Here is a 20,292-nt window from a genome sequence, read left to right as displayed (position 1 = left end):
ATCATGGGGTCATCGAATGAAGCGTCTCCTCGGCGCCTGCGCCCTGCTGTCCTTGCTGGCCGGTTGCGCCAGCCAGAGCGGGACGGTCGATCCACACGGCTACGACCAGACCGGCGTCGCCTCTTATTACGGTGCCAGGCATCATGGCAAGCGCACCGCCAGCGGCGAGCGTTTCGACCAGCACGGCCTGACCGCCGCCCATCGCCAGTTGCCGTTCGGCACGCGGGTGAAAATCACCAACCTGAAAAACAACGACAGCGTCGTGGTGCGCATCAACGATCGCGGCCCGTATACCCGCGGTCGCTTGATCGACGTTTCACGCGCCGCCGCCGAACAATTGGGCATGCTGCGCAGCGGCACCGCGCGGGTGCGCGTGCAAGCCCTCGACGATTGATAGACGGAGCCCGGCCATTTCCCTACTCACCGCCCTACCGCTGCTCAGCCTGATCGAATTGTTCGGCGCCCTGCTGTTGCTGATCGCCGGCGCCGAGCTGCTCGTGCGCGCCGCCGTCGGCCTGGCGGCCCGCTTGCAGGTGCGGCCGTTGATCATCGGCCTGACCGTCGTCGCCTTCGGCAGCAGCGCGCCGCAGATGGCCGTCAGCCTGCAGGCGACCCTCGCCCAGAACGCCGACATCGCCGTGGGCAGTGTGATCGGCAGCGGTATCTTCAACATCCTGGTAACTCTCGGCCTGTCGGCACTGATCATCCCGTTGCGCGTCTCGCGTCAGTTGGTGCGGCTGGATATTCCACTGATGATCGGCGCCAGCCTGCTGGTGTTCGTGCTGGCCTGGAACGAAGAGCTGACCCGCTTGGACGGCGCACTGCTGCTGATGGCCCTGGCGGTGTACCTGGGCCTGCTGCTGCGCCAGTCCCGGCATTCGGGACGACCGCATCCGGTGGGCGTGGACGTGGCCCGCATGTCGTGGCTCAAGAGCTTGATGATGATCGTGTCGGGCCTGACGATGCTGGTTTTCGCCGGGAACCTGCTATTGGGCGCCGCCGTGGAAGTGGCGAGCGACCTGGGACTGTCGGAGCGCATCATCGGCCTGACCATTGTCGCCGTCAGCACTTCGCTGCCGGAACTCGCCACCTCGCTGATCGCCGCCCTGCGCGGCCAGCGGGACATCGCGGTAGGCAACGTGATCGGCAGCAACCTGTTCAACCTGCTCGGCGTGCTGGGCGTGACCGCCCTCGCCGCCCCGTCGCCGCTGTCGGTCTCACCCAATGCCCTGGACTTCGACTTGCCGGTGATGCTCGGCGTGGCGGTGTTGTGCCTGCCGGTGTTCTATTCCGGCTATCGCGTCACCCGCGCCGAGGGCCTGCTGTTCCTGGGGCTGTACCTCGCCTACGGGCTGCACGTGGTGTCGTTCACCACCGGCATGCCATTGGCCGGCCAGCTGGAACGGCTGATGCTGTTCTACGTGCTGCCCGCCCTGTTCGCGTTCCTGCTGTTCACGTCCTCGCGCGCCTGGCGCCGCCAACACCACAAGAGGGATTTACCATGACCGACACGCCAAAGACCGGCCTCGACATGCGTCGCCAAGTCATGGGCGAAGCCTTCGTCGACCGAGCCCTGGGCAACGCCACCGAATTCACCCAGCCGTTGCAGGACTTCGTCAACGAGCATGCCTGGGGCAGCGTCTGGAGCCGCGAAGGCCTGCCGCTGAAAACCCGCAGCCTGATCACCCTCGCCGCCCTCACCGCGCTCAAATGCCCGCAGGAACTCAAAGGCCACGTGCGTGGCGCGCTGAACAATGGCTGCACGGTGGAAGAGATTCGCGAGGCGTTGCTGCACTGCGCGGTGTACGCGGGCGTGCCGGCGGCGATCGATGCGTTCCGGGCGGCGCAGGAAGTGATCGATAGTTATCAGAAGCCTGAGTGACCGGGCGATTGAAGGCTAGATCCACCCACCCCACTGCAACACAAAAATCCCCAGGTTGGTGGTAATCGCCGCCATCAACGTGGTGATGACGATGATCGCCGCCGCCAGTTCATGGTTGCCATTCGCCGCCCGGGCCATGACGAAGCTGGCGGCGGCGGTGGGGCTGCCGAAGTAGAGGAACAGGATCCCCAGTTCCGCCCCACGAAAGCCCCAGAGCCAGGCGCCCAAGGTCGTCACCAGCGGCAGGCCGACCATTTTCACCAGGCTCGAACTCAGGGCCATCTTGCCGCTCTTGCGCAAGGCCGCCAGCGACAACGTGCCACCGATGCAGATCAGCGCCAGGGGCAAGGTCATCTGCGCCAGGTACTTGGTCGAGGTCTCGAACCAGTTTGGCAGGCCGATCTGCCAATAGGCGAACGGCGCGGCGACGATCACGCTGATGATCAACGGGTTGCTGACCACACTTTTGCAGATGCTCCACGGGTCGGACTTGATCACCGGGCTGTAGACCGCCAGCACAATGGTCGACAGCGTGTTGTAGAACAGGATCACCAACGCAGCGAGGATCGCGCCCAGGGAAATCCCGTAGTCACCGTACATGCTCGCCGCCAGCGCCAGGCCGATGACCCCGTTGTTGCCGCGAAACGCACCTTGGGTGTAGATGCCGCGATCTTCCCGCGGGCAGCGCCAGATCGCCCAGCCCCACGCCATGGCGAAACTCACCAGGGTAGCAATCGAGAAATAGATCAGCAGGTCGGGTTGCAGTGCTGCGTGCAGATCGGCGTGCAAGATGCCGAGGAACAACAACGCCGGCATGGTGACGTTGAACACCAGGGACGAGGCGATGTGAATGAAGTTGTCGTTGATCCAGTAGATGCGTTTGAGCAACGTCCCCAAAAACAGCATGGCAAACACCGGCGCGGTGATGTTCAGGGTTTCGAGGAAAATTGCCAGCATGCCGGGGACCTTGAGAGGGGTGTCGTTAGGTGGCTAATAATAGGCCACTTTCCCACCAATCGTTCCCACGCTCTGCGTGAAAATGCAGCCAGGGACGCATTCCCACGCGGAGCGTGGGAACGATCAATCGCTACCCCCCAAGGCCAGGATCAGGTAATCGGCGCTGGGTTGAACAACGTGATGTCGTTGTACAGCTTGTGCCGCTCGGCCCAGGTTTGCTTCTTGCCGCTGGCCACGTCCAGGTAGTAGTGGAACAGCTCCCAGCCCAACTCTTCGATGCTCGCGCGTCCAGTGGCGATCCGGCCGGCATCGATGTCGATCAAGTCGGGCCAGCGCTGGGCCAGTTCAGTACGGGTCGAGACCTTCACCACGGGCGCCATCGCCAGGCCATACGGCGTTCCGCGACCGGTGGTGAACACATGCAGGTTCATGCCCGCCGCCAATTGCAGCGTGCCGCAGACAAAATCGCTGGCCGGCGTGGCACAGAAGATCAGGCCCTTTTGCTTGAACCGCTCGCCCGGGCCGAGCACGCCGTTGATCGCGCTGCTGCCGGACTTGACGATCGAGCCCAAGGACTTCTCGACGATGTTCGACAACCCGCCCTTCTTGTTGCCCGGCGTGGTGTTGGCACTGCGATCGGCTTCGCCTTTGGCCAGGTAACGGTCGTACCAGTCCATTTCGCGCACCAGCTCCTCGGCGACTTCGCGGGTTTGCGCCCGGGAGGTCAGGAGGTAGATCGCATCGCGTACTTCGGTGACTTCGGAGAACATCACCGTCGCACCGGCCCGCAACAACAGGTCCGAGGCATAGCCCAGGGCCGGGTTGGCGGTGATGCCGGAAAACGCATCGCTGCCGCCGCACTGCATGCCCAAGATCAGTTCCGAAGCGGGCACGGTTTCGCGGCGACGCTGGTCGAGCTTCTTCAGGCGCGTCTCGGCCAGCTCCATGATCTGCTCGATCATTTCGGTGAAACCGTGACTGGAATCCTGCAAGCGGTACAGCCATGGCTCGCTGAGATCCACCGAACTGTCGCCCTCATGCATCACCTGCCCGGCCTGCAATTTCTCGCAGCCCAGGCTGATCACCAGCGCCTCGCCACCCAGGTTCGGGTTGCGCGCCAGGTTGCGCACGGTGCGGATCGGGATGTACGCGTCGGTGGCGGTGATCGCCACGCCGCAGCCGTAGCTGTGGGTCAGCGCCACCACGTCATCGACGTTCGGGTACTTGGGCAGCAACTCGTCCTTGATGCGCTTGACCGCATGGTCCAGCACGCCGGTCACGCACTGCACCGTGGTGGTGATGCCCAGGATATTGCGCGTGCCGACAGTGCCGTCGGCGTTGCGATAACCCTCGAAGGTGTAGCCCTCCAGCGGCGCATCGGCCACCGGCACATCGGTGGACAGCGGCAAGCTGTCCAGCGGTGGCGCGGTGGGCATGCGCAGCTGGTCTTCCTTGACCCAGCTGCCACGGGGGATCGGTTGCAGCGCATAGCCAATGACCTGGCCGTAGCGAATCACCTCGCCACCCTCGGGAATGTCCTCCAGGGTAACTTTGTGGCTTTGTGGCACGAAGTCGACGGTGACCAGGCCGTCCGGGAATTCAGTCCCGGCCGGTACGCCTTGGTCGTTGACGACGATCACCACGTTGTCCCGCTCGTTCAGGCGGATGTAACGGGGCGAATCGGCATGTTCAATCAGATTCATCGACGCCGCTCCTCAGGATTTGGCTTCAGACAGGCTGGAGAGATCGGCATCCTTGGCCGCTGGTTCCTTGAGCACCACGCGCTTGATCGGGCCCACGATGACCAGATAGCTGAACACCGCCATCAGCGCGTTGCAACCGACAAACACCAACGCCCATTTGAACGAGCCAGTGGAACTGATGATGTAGCCGATGACGATTGGCGTGGTAATCGACGCCAGGTTGCCAAAGGTGTTGAACAGGCCACCGCTCAAACCGGCGATCTGTTTTGGCGACGTATCGGAGACCACGGCCCAGCCCAGTGCGCCGACGCCTTTACCGAAGAAGGCCAAGGCCATGAAGCCCACCACCATCCATTCGATGTCGACGTAGTTGCACGCCACGATGCTGCTGGACACCAGCAGGCCGGCGATGATCGGCGCCTTGCGAGCGAAGGTCAGCGAATGGCCCTTGCGCAGCAGGTAATCGGAAATCACCCCGCCGAGCACGCCGCCGATGAATCCGCAGATCGCCGGCAAGGACGCGATGAAGCCGGCCTTGAGGATGGTCATGCCGCGTTCCTGCACCAGGTACACCGGGAACCACGTCAGGAAGAAGTAGGTGATGCCGTTGATGCAATATTGGCCCAGGTAAACGCCGAGCATCATGCGGTTGGTCAGCAGTTGGCGGATGTAATCCCACTTCGGACCGTCGCTTTTCTTGTCCTTGCCCTTGTCCTGGTCCATATCGACCATCGCGCCGTTGGCGGCGATGTGATTGAACTCGGCTTCGTTGATCATTGGGTGCTGACGCGGACTGTAGATCACTTTCAACCAGACCAGCGAGAACACGATGCCGATCACGCCCATCACGATGAACACGTGCTGCCAGCCGAAGCGGTAGACGATCCAACCCATCAGCGGTGCGAACAACACGGTGGCAAAATACTGCGCCGAGTTGAAGATCGCCGAGGCGGTGCCGCGTTCTGCGGTGGGGAACCAGGCGGCGACGATCCGTGCGTTGCCCGGGAAGGAAGGCGCTTCGGCCAGCCCGACCAGAAAGCGCAGCATGAACAGCGCAACCACGGCCGTGGACATGCCGAATTCACCGACATAGCCCTGCAGCACGGTGAACAGCGACCAGGTGAAAATGCTCAAGGCATAGATTTTTTTCGAGCCGAAACGGTCGAGCAGCCAGCCGCCAGGAATCTGCCCGGCCACGTAGGCCCAGCCGAAAGCGGAGAAGATATAACCGAGGGTGACGGCATCGATGCCGAGGTCTTTTTGCAGGCTGGAGCCCGCAATTGCGATGGTGGCGCGGTCGGCATAGTTGATCGTCGTCACCAAAAACAGCATGAGCAGGATCAAATAGCGGACGCGGGTCGGCTTGGTCTCTTGCATGTAATCTACTTCCACTATTTATTTTTATACGGGAAATCAATTTATGCGGTCGACGCCGTTGCGCGGCGCCGACCGGTGTTGCGTTTTACGAACCGATATAGGAAGTCTTCACCACGGTGTAGAACTCTTGCGCATAGCGACCTTGCTCGCGCGAACCGTAGGACGAACCTTTGCGCCCGCCGAACGGCACGTGGTAATCCACGCCAGCGGTCGGCAGGTTGACCATCACCATGCCCGCCTGGGAATGGCGCTTGAAGTGATTGGCGTATTTCAACGAGGTGGTAGCAATACCGGCCGAGAGACCGAACTCGGTGTCGTTGGCCATCGCCAGCGCCGCCTCGTAGTCAGCCACGCGCACGATGTTGGCCACCGGGCCGAAGATTTCTTCGCGGCTGATGCGCATCGAGGCTTCGCTGTCGGCGAACAGGGTCGGCGCCAGGAAGTAACCTTCGGTGTCGCAGGTCACCACGCCGCCACCGCTCACCAGCCGCGCACCTTCGCTCTGGCCGATGTCGATGTACTTCAAGTCCTGGTTGAGCTGGGCTTCGGAAACCACCGGCCCGATATCGGTGCCGGCCTTCAACGCATGACCGACCTTGATCGACTGCATGCGCTCGGCCATGGCCGCGACGAACTTGTCGTGGATGCCGGCGGTGACGATCAGGCGGCTCGACGCCGTGCAACGCTGGCCGGTGGAGTAGAACGCGCTCTGCACTGCCAACTCGACGGCCTGCTTGAGGTCGGCGTCGTCAAGGATGATCTGCGGGTTCTTGCCGCCCATCTCCAACTGGACCTTGGCCTGGCGCGACACGCAATTGACCGCGATCTGCCGACCTACGCCCACGGAACCGGTGAAGCTGATGCCGTCGACTTTCGGGCTGTTGACCAGCACGTCGCCGACCACACGGCCGCTGCCCATCACCAGGTTGAACACACCGGCAGGGAAACCGGCACGGGAGATGATTTCGGCCAACGCCCAGGCACAACCCGGCACCAACTCGGCGGGCTTGATCACCACGCAGTTGCCGTAGGCCAGGGCCGGGGCGATTTTCCACGCGGGAATGGCAATCGGGAAGTTCCATGGGGTGATCAGGCCGATCACACCCAGGGCTTCGCGGGTCACTTCAACGTTGACGCCCGGACGCACCGACGGCACGTAATCGCCCGACAGGCGCAGGCATTCACCGGCGAAGAATTTGAAAATGTTGCCGGCTCGGGTCACTTCGCCGATGGCTTCGGGCAGGGTCTTGCCCTCTTCCCGGGCCAGCAGTTGGCCGAGTTCTTCGCGGCGAGCGAGGATTTCGCTGCCGACTTTGTCCAGCGCATCGTGACGAGCCTGGATGCCTGAGGTCGACCAGGCCGGGAACGCGGCGCGGGCGGCGTCGATGGCGGCGTTGACTTGGGCTGCGTCAGCCTTGGCGTATTCGCCGATGACATCGGACAAGTCAGATGGGTTGATGTTGGCGCAATAGTCAGCACCGGCCACCCATTGACCGTTGATGTAGTGATCGAAACGCTTTGAATCTGCCACGGAGCTACTCCTTCTACAAAAACTGTCGAGGAACGCAGGGCGTCCCTGGCTGCATCCCCACGCAGCGCGTGGAAACGATCAAGCCATACGCAAAAAGCCGCTGATTACTCAGCGGCCTTGTCGGGTCTGTTACTGCTTGCCTTGCTTGTCGATCAGCGCGGCCAGTGCTTCGTATTCTTCTGGCAGCAGATCGGTCAGCGGCGTACGCACAGGACCGGCGTCATAGCCCACGATTTTCGCGCCGGCCTTGACGATGCTCACTGCATAACCGGCCTTGCGGTTGCGGATGTCCAGGTATGGCAGGAAGAAGTCGTCGATGATCTTGCCAACGGTTTCGTGATCTTCGCGGGCAATGGCGTGGTAGAAGTCCATCGCGGTTTTCGGGATGAAGTTGAACACCGCCGAGGAGTAGACCGGAACGCCCAGGGCCTTGTAGGCCGCGGCGTAGACCTCAGCGGTCGGCAGGCCACCCAGGTAGCTGAAACGATCGCCGAGGCGACGACGGATCGACACCATCAGTTCGATATCGCCCAGGCCATCTTTGTAGCCGATCAGGTTCGGGCAACGCTCGGCCAGTTGTTCCAGCTGGGTGGCGTTCAGGCGGCAGACGTTGCGGTTGTACACCACCACGCCGATTTTCACCGATTTGCACACGGCTTCAACGTGGGCGGCTACGCCGTCCTGGCTGGCTTCGGTCAGGTAGTGCGGCAGCAGCAACAGGCCCTTGGCGCCCAGGCGCTCGGCTTCCTGAGCGTATTCGATGGCCTGGCGGGTCGCACCGCCGACACCGGCAAGGATCGGCACGCTGGTGGCGCAGGTATCGACGGCGGTCTTGATGACTTGCGAATACTCACTGGCGGCCAGGGAGAAGAATTCACCGGTGCCGCCCGCTGCGAACAAAGCAGAGGCGCCATACGGGGCCAGCCACTCGAGGCGCTTGATGTAGCTGTCGCGATTGAAATCGCCATTGGCAGTGAAATCGGTGACCGGGAACGACAGCAGGCCAGACGAGAGGATGGACTTCAGTTCTTGTGGATTCATTATTCGAACACCCTGGACGCAAATGTTGTGTTGTAGGAAACGGTTCAGCTTCGTTGAGAAGTTGTAAGTCATCGTACAACTTAAAATAGGCACGTCAACTGCATTTCGTCTTTTGTCGGGTTCTGGCCCAGGGAAAATCGCCTTGCAGCCTTCCAAACCGGGGCTTTGAAGGAGATTGGAAGACGGATGAAACTTGCCGGACGAGCATCAGGACCGCTCGTCGTCACTGTCAACTCTGCCAGTAGGCGCCGTTACGGCATGGGGGGATAACCCACGTATGGCCGTGCGAGGCCCGGCCGCAGGTCCTTTTTCTCAATCTTGAGTCGCCCGTACGCAGTAATCAGGGCTGCCTCACAGGGAGTGACATCATGACGACGTTTAAGAAGCCCGTGCTCGAGGGTGTGCCAGATGCAGATGCTGAGAAGGTCACGGTGTCCTTGTCAAAGATGAAGACGTTAACCGTGCGGATTCCAAATGCAGAGAACTCACCAGAGTCGACTGTCCATCTCACGGTGTCGGTCCCTAAGCAGGTAGGCGCAGAACAATCCATGCTCGTTGAAAAGACTCCCGAGACTCACCCGGATAACTTCGAGACGCCTGAGTTACGCAAGGACGTGACACTGACATTTTCAAGCGACGAGCTGAAACAGTTCAAAGGCAAATCGGTTGAGCTTCGTTACACATTCGATTACGCAAACGGATGGGACTCCGAAACATCAGCGCCACAAATACTGCAGATCAAGGCGTAGCTCTGCACACCTATTGTTTGTCAGGCAAGCACACAGATATAAAGCCGGACACATTCCCTGTGGCGAGGGGATTTATCCCCGCTGGGTTGCGCAGCAACCCCCAAAGGCGGCGACTCAATTCGAGCTGACACACAGAGGTGTCAGTTTCGGGGCTGCTTCGCAACCCAGCGGGGATAAATCCCCTCGCCACAGAGTGACTTACTCCATCTCAACTGACAGAAGCTAGCCCTGCGCCTGCGCCTCTTCATGAGCCTGGCGCAGCCGTTCGCGGCTGTTGGTCAGGTGCAAACGCATGGCCGCACGGGCCGCGTCGGAGTCCTGGCGGGCGATGGCTTCGTAGATTTCCTCATGCTCGCGACTCAGGCGATCCATGTAGTGCTGGTGGTCGTCGTGGGCCAGGCGCGCCGAGTTCAGCCGGGTGCGCGGGATGATGCTGGTGCCCAGGTGGGTCATGATGTCGGTGAAGTAGCGGTTGCCGGTGGACAGGGCGATTTCCAGGTGGAAGGCGAAGTCCGAGGCCACCGCGTCACTGGCGTGGGCCGCGCTTTCGTTCAAGGCGTCGAGTGCCGCGCGCATCGCGGCAAGTTGCTCGTCGCTGCGGCGTTGTGCCGCCAGGCCAGCCGACTCCACTTCCAGGCTGATACGCAATTCCAGGATCGCCAGCACATCGCGCAACGTGACCACCGTCGCCGGGTCGATGCGAAAGCCACTCGGGCTGGGCGTGTCCAGCACGAAGGTGCCAATGCCATGGCGGGTTTCCACCTGGCCGGCCGCCTGCAAGCGCGAAATCGCCTCGCGCACCACCGTGCGGCTGACGCCATGGGCTTCCATGATCGCCGACTCGGTCGGCAGTTTATCGCCGCGCTTGAGCAGGCCGTCACGAATCTGCTCGGACAGCACCGTCACCAGCTCCTGCGCCAGGCTGCGGCGCTTACGAGGAAGACGTGGGACGTCGATCGGGTTTTCCATGGTTTCTGTGTCTCGGCAAGCGGCTGAATGGCACCATCATAGCGCAACGTGGTTGTACGATCACCGTACGTGGCGGCCTTATGGAAAATTGCCGCCACAACAGTGTTCGTCAATGACAGTCAGGCAACAACGGCCTGCTCCACCAGTTGGCCATTTTCAATACGCACATGTCGCGCATGGAAACGTTTCAGACTGCTTCGGTGGCCGACGCTGATGATGCTCAAGCCCGGCAACTGGTCGATCAACGCCTGGTACAGCGTCGCCTCGTCCTCTTCATCCATCGCCGACGTCGCTTCGTCCATGTACAACCAGAGCGGTGCATAAAGCAATGCGCGAGCGAAAGCCAAGCGTTGTTGCTCGCCGGGCGAGAGCATGCGCTGCCAGTGGTTGCTTTCGTCCAACCGCGAAACCAGGTGCGGCAGGCGGCAGGTTTCGAGCACCTGTGCATAACGTTCGTTGGGATAGATATCACCGGCCTGTGGATAACTCAACACTTCGCGCAGGCTGCCAATCGGCAGGTAGGGCTTCTGCGGCAAGAACAGGTAACGCGCCGAAGGCAACAGAATGCTGCCATGCCCGGCAGGCCACAGATGCCCCATCGCCCGTAGCAAGGTGGATTTGCCGCTGCCGGAACGACCGCTGAGCATCACTCGCTCGCCCGGCTCTACATTCAGTTCGGCGCGGGTCAGCAGATGGCGACCGTCGGCCAGGTCCAGCCCGAGCTCGCGCACCTTCAATTCGTTGCCCTGGTTCTGCACATCGATCGCCGGTACGCGGTCTTCGTTGTCGCTCATCGCCTGGCGGAAGCTCAGCAAGCGGTCGCAAGTGGCGCGCCACGCGGCAAGGTCAGAGTAAGCGCTGATGAACCAGCTGAAATTCTCCTGCACGTTGCCGAACGCCGAGTTGATCTGCATGAGCTCGCCCAGCTGGATCTTGCCGGCGAAGTAGCGTGGCGCAGCAACGATGAACGGGAAGATGATTGCGATCTGGCCATAGCCGGAGGTGAAGAACGTCAGGCGCTTGGACACGCGCATGATGTCCCAGAAGTTATGCCAGACCAGGCCGAAACGACCGCTCAGGCGACGGTTCTCGTTCGGCTCGCCGTTGTACAGCGCAATGCTCTCGGCGTTTTCACGCACTCGCACCATGGAGAAACGCAGGTCGGCTTCGAAGCGCTGCTGGTTGTTATTGAGGCCGATCAGGCGACGGCCGATCAGGTGCGTCAGCCAACTGCCTACCGCCGCATACACCAGCGCAGCCCAGAACATATAGCCGGGGATGGTGTAGCCGAACACTTCGATGCTGCCGGACACGCCCCACAAGATGATCGAGAACGATACCAGGCTGACCACCGTGCGCAGCAATCCCAGGCCCAGGCCGAGGGTGTTGCTGGTGAAACTGTTGAGGTCTTCGGAAATCCGCTGGTCCGGGTTATCGGTATAGCCGCCCTGCTCCAGCCGGTAATAATTCTTGTCGTTGAGCCAGCGAGCGAAGTGCTGCTCGGTGAGCCAGGCCCGCCAGCGGATCGTGAGCATCTGCGTGAGGTACAAGCGGTACACCGCACCGAGGATCGCCACCGCCGCGATGCCGCAGAAATACAGGATCAACCGCCAGAACGCCACGCTGTCCTTCTCTTGCAGGGCGTTGTAGAAATCCTTGTACCAACTGTTGATCCACACCGAGATCGCCACGCTGAACAACGACAGCGCGATGACAGCGATCAACAGCGTCCAGGCCTTGCCCTTCTCCTCACTGCGCCAGTACGGCGTGGTCATTTGCCAGACACGGCGGAAAAACTGGCCGCGCACCGCGTCATTGACCGCGGAATATTCAGCGTTCTGATTCATGGTTTAAGGCTCGATAAAGGGAAAACTCGGGCCGATCATAAAGCAACGGCCCGATGTGTCGCGAGGGTGGACAGCATTCGTTCAGCGCAGGTTCAGCGACGTACCGGACGCTTCTGCAATTTGCGCTGCAGGGTGCGCCGGTGCATGCCCAAGGCGCGAGCGGTGGCGGAGATGTTGCCTTCGTGCTCGGTCAGCACGCGCTGGATGTGTTCCCACTGCAGGCGGTCCACCGACATGGGGTTTTCCGGCACCAGGGTGTCGAGGTCGGCGTGCTCGGACAGCAACGCGGCCAGCACGTCATCAGCGTCCGCCGGTTTGCACAGGTAATTGCAGGCACCGCGCTTGATGGCTTCGACAGCGGTGGCGATGCTCGAATAACCGGTGAGGATCACCACGCGCATTTCCGGGTCCAGCTCCAGCAGCTTGGGCAGCAGCACCAGGCCCGAATCGCCGTCCATTTTCAGGTCGAGGGCGGCGTAGTCGGGCAAGTCGGCCTGGGCGATGGTCAGGCCCTCTTCGGCGGAACCGGCGGTGCTGACGCGAAAGCCGCGCCGGGACATGGCGCGGGCCATGACGCGGGTGAAGGTAGCGTCGTCATCTACCAGCAGCAGGTGCGGCAGTTCTTCGCCGTCGACTTGGATCTCGTCACTCATATTCGTCTCCTCGGTCGGCATGGGGCAGGCGCAGCTCGGTGAGCGTGCCGCCTTCCTCATGGGGGTAGAGTTTCACCGAGCCGCCGGCGCGTGTCACGCTGGCCTTGCTCAAAAACAGGCCCAGGCCAAAACCTTTGCCCTTGGTGGTGAAAAACGGTTTGCCGATCTGCTCGGCAATCGCCAGCGGCACACCGGCGCCATGGTCGCGGATGCAGATCGTCAGCTCATAGGCATCCCAATCCAACACCACTTCCAAGCCCTCGGGGCAGGCGTCTGCGGCGTTGTTCAGCAGATTCAGCAGCGCCTGGGTCAAGTCGGGCGGCGGTGCCATGCGCGGCACCGTGCCCTTGCCCAGGCACTGGAAGCGATAACTGGCCTCCGGGCGCATCAGGTGCCAGCGGTTCAGGGCATCGTCGAGCCAGAAGGTGACCGCCTGCATGTCGATGTCCAGTCGACGATTGGCCTCGGCGGCGCGCACCAGGTATTGCAAAGTCTCCTTGCAGAGCTTGACCTGGTCCTGCAACACGCTGAGGTCTTCCTGCAACGCCGGGTCTTTATGGTCCTGGCGCATTTCCTTGAGCAGCACGCTCATGGTCGCCAACGGCGTGCCCAGTTCATGGGCGGCGCCGGCGGCCTGGGTCGCCACGGCCAGCAATTGTTCGTCCCGCAGGCCTTCTTCGCGGCGGATCGCCCGCAACTCTTCCTGACGGCGCAACTCTTCAGCCATGCGCGCGGCAAAAAACGTAATGACCGCTGCGGCCAAGGCGAAACTCAGCCACATGCCGTAGATCTGCAGGTTTTCCCGAGCGATGGGGAAGGTTTCCAGCGGATAGAACCGTGCCAGCAGCAAGGTGTATAGCGCCAGGGCGATGCCGGACAGGATCAGCGAAAAACGCCACGGCAGCGTCACGGCGGCGATAGTCAGCGGCACCAGGTAATACGAGACGAAGGGGTTGGTGGAGCCGCCGGAAAAATACAGCAGCGCGCTGTGGATAAACAGGTCGCAGGCCAGTTGCACGGCATACTCAAGCTCGGTCACCGGCCAGGACGTGCGCAGGCGAATCGCCGTCAACGCGCACAGCACGCTGGAGCACGCCAGGGTGATCGCCAGTTGCAGCCACGGCAGCGGCAGCAGGTCGAACCAATAGGCGAGCCCCACAGAACCGGCCTGCGCCGCGAGGACCAGAATGCGGATAAATGTCAGGCGCCAGAGGTTCTGGCGCGAAGCGGAAGTCATTTGCAAAGGGGCGAGCATGAGCTCTCCTGATGAGCGCTCCAGGCGGATCGCACGGAGTATAACCAAGGCGCGGGTGGCAGCGGCAGCTGTGCGGCAAAGCGCCACAGCCCCAAATTACGCACCTACCATTGTGGCGAGGGGATTTATCCCCGCTGGACTGCGCAGCAGTCCCAATAGTGTCATGACCTGGTTTAGTGTGATGGCTGATCTTTTGGGGCCGCTTCGCGCCCCAGCGGGGATAAATCCCCTCGCCACAAAAGCTCCACTGACCTTCGCATCTGTATAGAAGTTGTAACTGTGCGAACCGGACCATAAACGCTAGAGTCTTATCGTTCACGCAGGCCTGGAACCTACCCCTGCGCATCATCCCAAGGAGCTTTCATGCACACGTTCCGTCGCCCCGCCGCCCTGCTCGCCCTCAGCCTGGGCACCGTCGCCAGCCTGCCGGCCCTGGCCGCCGATGAGCTTCATTACAATCAGATTTCCCTGCGCGCCGAAGCCAGCCAGGAAGTGGCCCGCGACCTGATGATCGTTACCCTCTACACCGAGGAACAGAACACCGACCCGGCCAAACTGGCTGCCGCCGTCAGCACCACGCTGAACAAAGCCATCGGCCAGGCCAAGCAAGTCAAGGACATCAACCTGCGCCAGGGCAGCCGCAACAGCTACCCGATCTACGACAACAAGGGCCAGAAAATCACCGGCTGGCGCGAACGCGCCGAACTGCGCCTGGAAAGCGCCGACTTCGCCGCCCTGTCCAAACTCACCGGCGAATTGCTGGGCGACCTGAAAATGGCCGGCATGGACTTCGCCATCGCCACCGCCACCCGCCAAAGCAGCGAAGACGCCCTGCTCAAAGACGCCGTCAACGCCTTCAAGGCCCGCGCCCAACTCGCCACCGAAGCCCTCGGTGGCAAGGGCTACAAGATCGTCAACCTGAACTTCAACACCAACGGCTATCCACAACCGTACATGCGCCCGCAAATGATGATGAAAGCGGCGTCCATGGATGCTGAGTCGGTCACGCCGGAAGTGGAAGCAGGCACCAGCAAGGTGACAATGACGGCGGATGGGGTGGTTGAGGTGTTGATGCAGTAAATGATCAGCGGTGGTCCCGATCGTTCCCACGCTCCGCGTGGGTATGCAGCCCGGGACGCTCTGCGTCCCTTCCAAAGCCGAACGCAGAGCGTCCGTAGAGGCATTCCCACGCGGAGCGTGGGAACGATCATAACTAAGGTGCCGGGGTGACTGGTGCTTCAAGCTGATCCAACGCCTTGTCCACCAGCAACTGACACAACTCCACCAACTGATGAATCCCCAACGCCACACTGCGCCGCGTGCCCTCCACTTCGAAAGCAAGGTCTTCGGCCATGGCTTTTATCGAGGCCAGGGTTTCGGAGGTGCTGGTCAGTAAGGTGTCGGCGTCGGCTTTGGCCGTGACGGAAAACAGGCTGTCGATGCGCGGATCGGTAGCCGGCTCTGCAGGTTTTGGATTGAGATAATGGTTGAGCGCCCGATCGGCAGCGGCGCGGTCTTTTAGCAGGTCTTCGACGGCGTCGAATTCGGCTAGAGGGTTTGTTCGGTTGAAATTTGGCTCATTCTTTCCTTTGTTCATGTGCATGCTCCTGATGAAATTGGAGCCATCACTCGCCTACGGTCGTGAGGCTTACGACCCTATTAATTTCAGGTTCCCACTCCTGGTCACTGTTTCGCAGCGACATTCAAAGGTTAGAGAGCCCACTTCCGAGGGACAACCCTAAAAACATGTCGGATATTTCGTTATCCAAGCCCGAACGTTCCTACCCTTTCGAAGGACGCAGCCGCCTGACGGCTCGATACAAAACCCGTGGCGAGGGAGCTTGCTCCCGCTGGGCTGACGGGTGTACGAGCGGGAGAGCCAGGTCGGCTATTAGGCCGCCTCGGCCCGGCTTTTGATCTGGGGGCCCCGTTAACCACGATGGCTGAACGCAGGTATTGCGCAGTGGGCAACCCGGCATGGATGCCGGGTTAGCCGCGCTGGGCCATGGATGGCCCTTCGCGGCGGCCCACGGAGCAATGCCTGCGTTCAGGCACACCGAGCCTAGGCGAGGTGCCGAGTGGTGGGGCAAGCCTTTTTTGCTTACTTTTTTTGGCGTTTGAAAAAAAGTGAGTCGCCGTCAGGGCGGAACCCTAAGTAGCCGTTACCGCAGCAACGGATATGTACCCCGTCAATAGCTAAAAGGCCGCCTCACCCCGAAGCACGCCCCCCAGGCGCCACTCACGAAAGCCAAAGGTTGCGCCAGGCGCCACCCTCGACTCATGGGCAATGCCGGTGCATCGATCGAACCCTGGACCGAAGATAACGGCGACCCCAACAGCGATAAACAAAAAGGGCCGGATCTCAAACTCAGCCCATTCGGCCTTACGCCCTTCTACGGCGTGGGTTTGAACAAGTAAAACCCGCCCCAGGCCGGTGCATCGCGCGCTCGCGGCGCACCGGTACGGAGCGCCGTTTGCCCCAAAAAAGCCGGCGCAAACGATCAAATGCGTCAAAAGTTACAAAGATGCGACATTAAGGTACGTTCGTGCCACTGTTTCAGGCTTGAAACCGCTCTGGATCTTGCATTGGGTATGGGGCCTGCATAAGTATCCGCAGGACGACTCACGAGGTCGCCCTCAAATCCAAAAATGACAACAAATCATGAGGCCAACATGCTTAAACAAGCGGTCATTCCGTTTTTAGTCGGCGCAAGCTTACTAGCCAGCGCTCCTTTCGCTTCCGCCGCGACTAACCTGGTGTTCTGCTCCGAAGGCAGCCCGGCCGGTTTTGACCCTGGTCAGTACACCACCGGAACCGACTTCGACGCCTCTGCAGAAACCATGTTCAACCGCCTGACCCAGTTCGAGCGCGGCGGCACCGCCGTCATTCCTGGCCTGGCCACCAAGTGGGACATTTCCGAAGACGGCCTCTCCTATACCTTCCATCTGCGTGAAGGCGTCAAGTTCCACACCACCCCGTATTTCAAGCCGACCCGTGAATTCAACGCCGACGACGTGCTGTTCACCTTCAATCGCATGATCAACAAGGATGACCCGTTCCGTAAGGCCTATCCGACCGAATTCCCGTACTTCACCGACATGGGGATGGACACCAACATCACCAAGATCGATAAAGTCGACGACCACACCGTCAAGTTCACCCTGAAAGATGTAGACGCCGCGTTCATCCAGAACCTGGCCATGAGCTTCGCCTCGATCCAGTCCGCCGAATACGCCGCCCAGTTGCTCAAGGATGGCAAGGCCCCCGACATCAACCAGAAGCCCGTCGGCACCGGCCCATTCGTCTTCAAGAGCTACCAGAAAGACTCCAACATCCGCTACACCGGGAACAAGGACTACTGGAAGCCTGAGGACGTGAAGATCGACAACCTGATCTTCGCCATCACCACCGACCCGTCGGTGCGTATCCAGAAGCTGAAGAAAAACGAGTGCCAGATCACCCTCTTCCCACGCCCTGCCGACCTCAAGGCCCTCAAGGACGACAAAGCGCTGAAGATGCCTGACCAGGCGGGTTTCAACCTGGGTTATGTGGCTTACAACGTGATGGACAAAGTCAAAGGCGACGACAAGCCCAACCCACTGGCTGACCTGCGCGTTCGTCAAGCCTTGGACATGGCCGTGAACAAGCAACAGATCATCGACTCTGTGTACCAAGGTGCAGGCCAACTGGCGGTCAACGCCATGCCACCGACCCAGTGGTCCTACGACACCACCATCAAAGATGCCAAATACGACCCTGAAAAAGCCAAGGCGCTGCTCAAGGAAGCCGGCGTCAAGGAAGGCACAGAGATCGTTCTGTGGGCCATGCCGGTTCAGCGTCCGTACAACCCGAACGCCAAACTGATGGCAGAAATGCTGCAGAACGACTGGTCCAAGATCGGCTTGAAGGTCAAGATCACCAGCTACGAATGGGGCGAGTACATCAAACGCTCCAAGGGCGGCGAGAACCAGGCCATGATCATTGGCTGGAGCGGTGACAACGGTGACCCGGACAACTGGCTCAACGTGCTGTTCGGCTGCGACTCGCTGGCGGGCAACAACTTCTCCAAATGGTGCGACAAGAAATTCGACGGCCTCGTGAAAGAAGCCAAGCGCACCACCGACCAGGCCAAGCGCACCGAACTCTACAAACAGGCGCAACACGTCCTCAAGGACGCGGTGCCAATGACACCTATCGCTCACTCGACGGTGTATCAACCCATGCGCGCCAACGTGCAGGATTTCAAGATCAGCCCCTTTGGCTTGAACTCCTTCTACGGCGTCAGCGTCAGCAAATAACGATGGGCAACGGCGACGTTTTCAACGTCGCCGTTGCTTTATCTGCCGAGACCAAGACCCAGGAAATTGCCTACATCCAAAAGCACTGCGTACCACAGCAGTTGGTTTAGGACGTGTCGCCTTTTCCCACAAGTCTTTCAGGCATTACGCATATACCGCCTGGTCCACGACTCTTACCGTCGGGGCTGACGGTTTGCCAATCCTGCGGCATCGCTGTTTACGCAATGGAATGAGCCCAGTGCCCCGGACCTGTCCCCGGAAGGACGCCGGTTCACTGCCAAACACCCCGAACGAGAGAGGGAGCGTCATGCGCCATACCTTGGTTTTATCCGCATTGCTGGGCACCGGCCTGTTGGCCACCACATCCGCAGCCCAGGCCGCCGGCGGCAGCCTGGTGTTCTGTTCCGAAGGCAGCCCCGCCGGTTTCGACACCGCGCAGTACACCACCGCCACGGATAACGATGCCGCCGAGCCGCTGTACAACCGCTTGGCCGAGTTTGAAAAAGGCGCGACCAACGTAGTCCCGGGCCTGGCGACAAGCTGGGACATTTCCGAAGACGGCTTGAAGTACACCTTCCACCTGCGCGAAGGGGTGAAATTTCATACCACCGATTACTTCACGCCGACTCGAGATTTCAACGCCGACGACGTGCTGTTCACCTTCAATCGCATGCTTGATCCGCAACATCCGTTCCGCAAGGCCTACCCCACCGAGTTCCCGTACTTCAACGGCATGAGCCTGAACAAGAACATCGCCAAGGTGGAAGCGACCGGGCCGTTGACCGTGGTCATGACGCTCAACAGCGTGGACGCCGCGTTCATCCAGAACATCGCCATGAGCTTCGCCTCGATCCTCTCGGCCGAATACGCGGATCAGTTGCTCAAGGGCGGCAAGCCGAGCGACATCAACCAGAAGCCGATCGGCACCGGGCCGTTCGAATTCAAGAGCTATCAGAAAGACTCCAACATCCGTTATGTCGCCAACGAGAAGTACTGGGCACCGGAGCGGGTGAAGCTGAAAAACCTGATTTTCTCCATCAACACCGACGCGTCGGTACGGGTGCAGAAGCTCAAGGCCAACGAATGCCAGGTCACCCTGCATCCGCGTCCGGCGGACGTGCCGGCCTTGAAGAACGACCCCAAGCTGCAGTTGATCGAAAAACCCGGTTTCAACCTCGGCTACATCGCCTACAACACCCGCCACAAGCCGTTCGACCAGGTCGAAGTGCGCCGGGCGCTGGACATGGCGGTGAACAAGCAAGGCATTCTCAACGCCGTGTACCAGGGCGCGGGGCAACTGGCGCAGAACGCCATGCCACCGACCCAATGGTCCTACGATGAGACCATCAAGGACACGCCCTACAACCCGGAAAAAGCCAAGGAGTTGCTCAAGGCCGCCGGCGTCAAGGAAGGCACCGAGATCACCCTCTGGGCCATGCCCGTGCAACGCCCGTACAACCCCAACGCCAAGCTGATGGCCGAGATGCTCCAGGCCGACTGGGCGAAGATCGGCTTGAAAGTGAAGATCGTCAGCTACGAATGGGGCGAGTACATCAAGCGCACCAAGAACGGCGAGCACGACATCAGTCTGATCGGCTGGACCGGCGACAATGGCGACCCGGACAACTGGCTGGGCACGCTGTACAGCTGCGACGCCATCGGTGGCAACAACTACTCCATGTGGTGTGACCAGGATTACGACAAGCTGATCAAGCAGGCCAAGGTCGTCACCGACCGCGACCAGCGCACCGTGCTCTACAAACAGGCCCAGCAGTTGCTCAAGCAGCAAGTGCCGATCACCCCTGTTGCACACTCGACGGTCAACCAGCCGCTGAGCACCAAAGTCGAAGGGTTCAAAGTCAGCCCCTTCGGTCGCAACGTCTTCTCGGGCGTCAGCCTGAACCCATAACCGTCTAGCCACACAGCGCGGGCTTCCCTTTGGAAGCCCCACGCCGACGTCTTGCCGTAATTCGCCAATCAGGCGTCAAGCAAACGTTTGCAAGCTGTGAATGAGTTGTAAAACCGATAG

The 20,292-nt window shown here is 60.8% G+C and carries 17 protein-coding genes; 7 read left to right on the top strand and 10 right to left on the bottom strand.

Going from position 1 to position 20,292, the window contains the following annotated elements:
* Positions 1 to 16 precede the first annotated feature (16 nt).
* The 3 genes from HU742_RS03865 to HU742_RS03855 are packed head-to-tail and all read left to right on the top strand — an operon-like array spanning position 17 to position 1,882.
* Positions 17 to 394, top strand: a complete 378-nt coding sequence (locus HU742_RS03865; RefSeq protein ID WP_186637997.1) for a septal ring lytic transglycosylase RlpA family protein — start codon at positions 17 to 19, stop codon at positions 392 to 394.
* A gap of 49 nt (positions 395 to 443) precedes the next feature.
* Positions 444 to 1,505, top strand: a complete 1,062-nt coding sequence (locus tag HU742_RS03860; RefSeq protein WP_186638412.1) for a calcium/sodium antiporter — start codon at positions 444 to 446, stop codon at positions 1,503 to 1,505.
* Entirely contained in the window at positions 1,502 to 1,882 is a 381-nt protein-coding gene (locus tag HU742_RS03855) for a carboxymuconolactone decarboxylase family protein (protein ID WP_186643898.1), read from the top strand. Before HU742_RS03860 ends, HU742_RS03855 begins: the two co-directional genes overlap by 4 nt.
* A gap of 15 nt (positions 1,883 to 1,897) precedes the next feature.
* Here HU742_RS03855 and HU742_RS03850 read toward each other — a convergent pair whose 3' ends face one another.
* The 5 genes from HU742_RS03850 to kdgD form a co-directional block, all read right to left on the bottom strand.
* Entirely contained in the window at positions 1,898 to 2,839 is a 942-nt protein-coding gene (locus HU742_RS03850) for an AEC family transporter (RefSeq protein ID WP_186637995.1), read from the bottom strand.
* 149 nt (positions 2,840 to 2,988) lie between these two features.
* Positions 2,989 to 4,542 (bottom strand): galactarate dehydratase, encoded by a 1,554-nt coding sequence (gene garD, locus HU742_RS03845; protein ID WP_186637993.1) that lies wholly within the window; start codon positions 4,540 to 4,542, stop codon positions 2,989 to 2,991.
* Positions 4,543 to 4,554: 12 nt separating this feature from the next.
* Positions 4,555 to 5,919 (bottom strand): MFS transporter, encoded by a 1,365-nt coding sequence (locus HU742_RS03840; RefSeq protein WP_186637990.1) that lies wholly within the window; start codon positions 5,917 to 5,919, stop codon positions 4,555 to 4,557.
* Positions 5,920 to 6,004: 85 nt separating this feature from the next.
* Positions 6,005 to 7,450, bottom strand: coding sequence for an aldehyde dehydrogenase family protein (locus tag HU742_RS03835; protein ID WP_186637987.1), 1,446 nt, complete (start codon positions 7,448 to 7,450; stop codon positions 6,005 to 6,007).
* Positions 7,451 to 7,579: 129 nt separating this feature from the next.
* Entirely contained in the window at positions 7,580 to 8,491 is a 912-nt protein-coding gene (gene kdgD / locus HU742_RS03830) for a 5-dehydro-4-deoxyglucarate dehydratase (protein WP_186613371.1), read from the bottom strand.
* A gap of 368 nt (positions 8,492 to 8,859) precedes the next feature.
* On the opposite strand from kdgD, the gene HU742_RS03825 reads away from it, so the two are divergent.
* Positions 8,860 to 9,240, top strand: coding sequence for a hypothetical protein (locus tag HU742_RS03825; RefSeq protein ID WP_189664395.1), 381 nt, complete (start codon positions 8,860 to 8,862; stop codon positions 9,238 to 9,240).
* A 222-nt stretch (positions 9,241 to 9,462) separates the two neighbouring features.
* Here HU742_RS03825 and HU742_RS03820 read toward each other — a convergent pair whose 3' ends face one another.
* The 4 genes from HU742_RS03820 to HU742_RS03805 all read right to left on the bottom strand — a co-directional run bounded on the left by HU742_RS03820 (position 9,463) and on the right by HU742_RS03805 (position 13,964).
* Positions 9,463 to 10,209: a FadR/GntR family transcriptional regulator gene (locus HU742_RS03820; protein WP_186613367.1), complete on the bottom strand. Its 747-nt coding sequence runs from the start codon at positions 10,207 to 10,209 to the stop codon at positions 9,463 to 9,465.
* Between the two features lie 119 nt (positions 10,210 to 10,328).
* The gene (locus HU742_RS03815) at positions 10,329 to 12,056 is read right to left on the bottom strand and encodes an ABC transporter ATP-binding protein/permease (RefSeq protein ID WP_186643899.1); all 1,728 of its coding nucleotides are present in this window, start codon (positions 12,054 to 12,056) and stop codon (positions 10,329 to 10,331) included.
* Positions 12,057 to 12,148: 92 nt separating this feature from the next.
* Complete coding sequence (locus tag HU742_RS03810) at positions 12,149 to 12,709, bottom strand: response regulator transcription factor (RefSeq protein ID WP_003177957.1); 561 nt, start codon at positions 12,707 to 12,709, stop codon at positions 12,149 to 12,151.
* Positions 12,702 to 13,964: an ATP-binding protein gene (locus tag HU742_RS03805; RefSeq protein ID WP_186613364.1), complete on the bottom strand. Its 1,263-nt coding sequence runs from the start codon at positions 13,962 to 13,964 to the stop codon at positions 12,702 to 12,704. Before HU742_RS03805 ends, HU742_RS03810 begins: the two co-directional genes overlap by 8 nt.
* Positions 13,965 to 14,327: 363 nt before the next feature.
* On the opposite strand from HU742_RS03805, the gene HU742_RS03800 reads away from it, so the two are divergent.
* Complete coding sequence (locus HU742_RS03800; protein WP_186637981.1) at positions 14,328 to 15,044, top strand: SIMPL domain-containing protein; 717 nt, start codon at positions 14,328 to 14,330, stop codon at positions 15,042 to 15,044.
* Between the two features lie 133 nt (positions 15,045 to 15,177).
* On the opposite strand, the gene HU742_RS03795 is transcribed toward HU742_RS03800, so the two are convergent.
* Complete coding sequence (locus HU742_RS03795) at positions 15,178 to 15,561, bottom strand: DUF6124 family protein (RefSeq protein ID WP_186643901.1); 384 nt, start codon at positions 15,559 to 15,561, stop codon at positions 15,178 to 15,180.
* 1,076 nt (positions 15,562 to 16,637) lie between these two features.
* Between HU742_RS03795 and HU742_RS03790 the strand changes: the two genes are divergently transcribed.
* Positions 16,638 to 18,263: an ABC transporter substrate-binding protein gene (locus HU742_RS03790; protein ID WP_186639596.1), complete on the top strand. Its 1,626-nt coding sequence runs from the start codon at positions 16,638 to 16,640 to the stop codon at positions 18,261 to 18,263.
* Positions 18,264 to 18,570: 307 nt separating this feature from the next.
* Positions 18,571 to 20,172, top strand: a complete 1,602-nt coding sequence (locus HU742_RS03785; protein WP_186643903.1) for an ABC transporter substrate-binding protein — start codon at positions 18,571 to 18,573, stop codon at positions 20,170 to 20,172.
* The last annotated feature ends 120 nt before the right edge of the window (positions 20,173 to 20,292 follow it).

The sequence above is a fragment of the Pseudomonas marvdashtae genome (genome assembly GCF_014268655.2).
Taxonomy (GTDB): Bacteria; Pseudomonadota; Gammaproteobacteria; order Pseudomonadales; family Pseudomonadaceae; genus Aquipseudomonas; species Aquipseudomonas marvdashtae.
The sequence above is the reverse complement of the archived record's forward strand: the minus strand, read 5'-3'. Positions and strand labels throughout refer to the sequence as shown.

What these genes read in the sequence shown, in the direction of transcription:
- HU742_RS03850 (WP_186637995.1), bottom strand. Translation starts at nt 2,839, where the DNA reads ATGCTGGCAATTTTCCTCGAAACCCTGAACATCACCGCGCCGGTGTTT.
- garD (WP_186637993.1), bottom strand. Translation starts at nt 4,542, where the DNA reads ATGAATCTGATTGAACATGCCGATTCGCCCCGTTACATCCGCCTGAAC.
- HU742_RS03810 (WP_003177957.1), bottom strand. Translation starts at nt 12,709, where the DNA reads ATGAGTGACGAGATCCAAGTCGACGGCGAAGAACTGCCGCACCTGCTG.
- HU742_RS03815 (WP_186643899.1), bottom strand. Translation starts at nt 12,056, where the DNA reads ATGAATCAGAACGCTGAATATTCCGCGGTCAATGACGCGGTGCGCGGC.
- kdgD (WP_186613371.1), bottom strand. Translation starts at nt 8,491, where the DNA reads ATGAATCCACAAGAACTGAAGTCCATCCTCTCGTCTGGCCTGCTGTCG.
- HU742_RS03800 (WP_186637981.1), top strand. Translation starts at nt 14,328, where the DNA reads ATGCACACGTTCCGTCGCCCCGCCGCCCTGCTCGCCCTCAGCCTGGGC.
- HU742_RS03840 (WP_186637990.1), bottom strand. Translation starts at nt 5,919, where the DNA reads ATGCAAGAGACCAAGCCGACCCGCGTCCGCTATTTGATCCTGCTCATG.
- HU742_RS03805 (WP_186613364.1), bottom strand. Translation starts at nt 13,964, where the DNA reads ATGCTCGCCCCTTTGCAAATGACTTCCGCTTCGCGCCAGAACCTCTGG.
- HU742_RS03795 (WP_186643901.1), bottom strand. Translation starts at nt 15,561, where the DNA reads ATGAACAAAGGAAAGAATGAGCCAAATTTCAACCGAACAAACCCTCTA.
- HU742_RS03855 (WP_186643898.1), top strand. Translation starts at nt 1,502, where the DNA reads ATGACCGACACGCCAAAGACCGGCCTCGACATGCGTCGCCAAGTCATG.
- HU742_RS03790 (WP_186639596.1), top strand. Translation starts at nt 16,638, where the DNA reads ATGCTTAAACAAGCGGTCATTCCGTTTTTAGTCGGCGCAAGCTTACTA.
- HU742_RS03865 (WP_186637997.1), top strand. Translation starts at nt 17, where the DNA reads ATGAAGCGTCTCCTCGGCGCCTGCGCCCTGCTGTCCTTGCTGGCCGGT.
- HU742_RS03820 (WP_186613367.1), bottom strand. Translation starts at nt 10,209, where the DNA reads ATGGAAAACCCGATCGACGTCCCACGTCTTCCTCGTAAGCGCCGCAGC.
- HU742_RS03785 (WP_186643903.1), top strand. Translation starts at nt 18,571, where the DNA reads ATGCGCCATACCTTGGTTTTATCCGCATTGCTGGGCACCGGCCTGTTG.
- HU742_RS03825 (WP_189664395.1), top strand. Translation starts at nt 8,860, where the DNA reads ATGACGACGTTTAAGAAGCCCGTGCTCGAGGGTGTGCCAGATGCAGAT.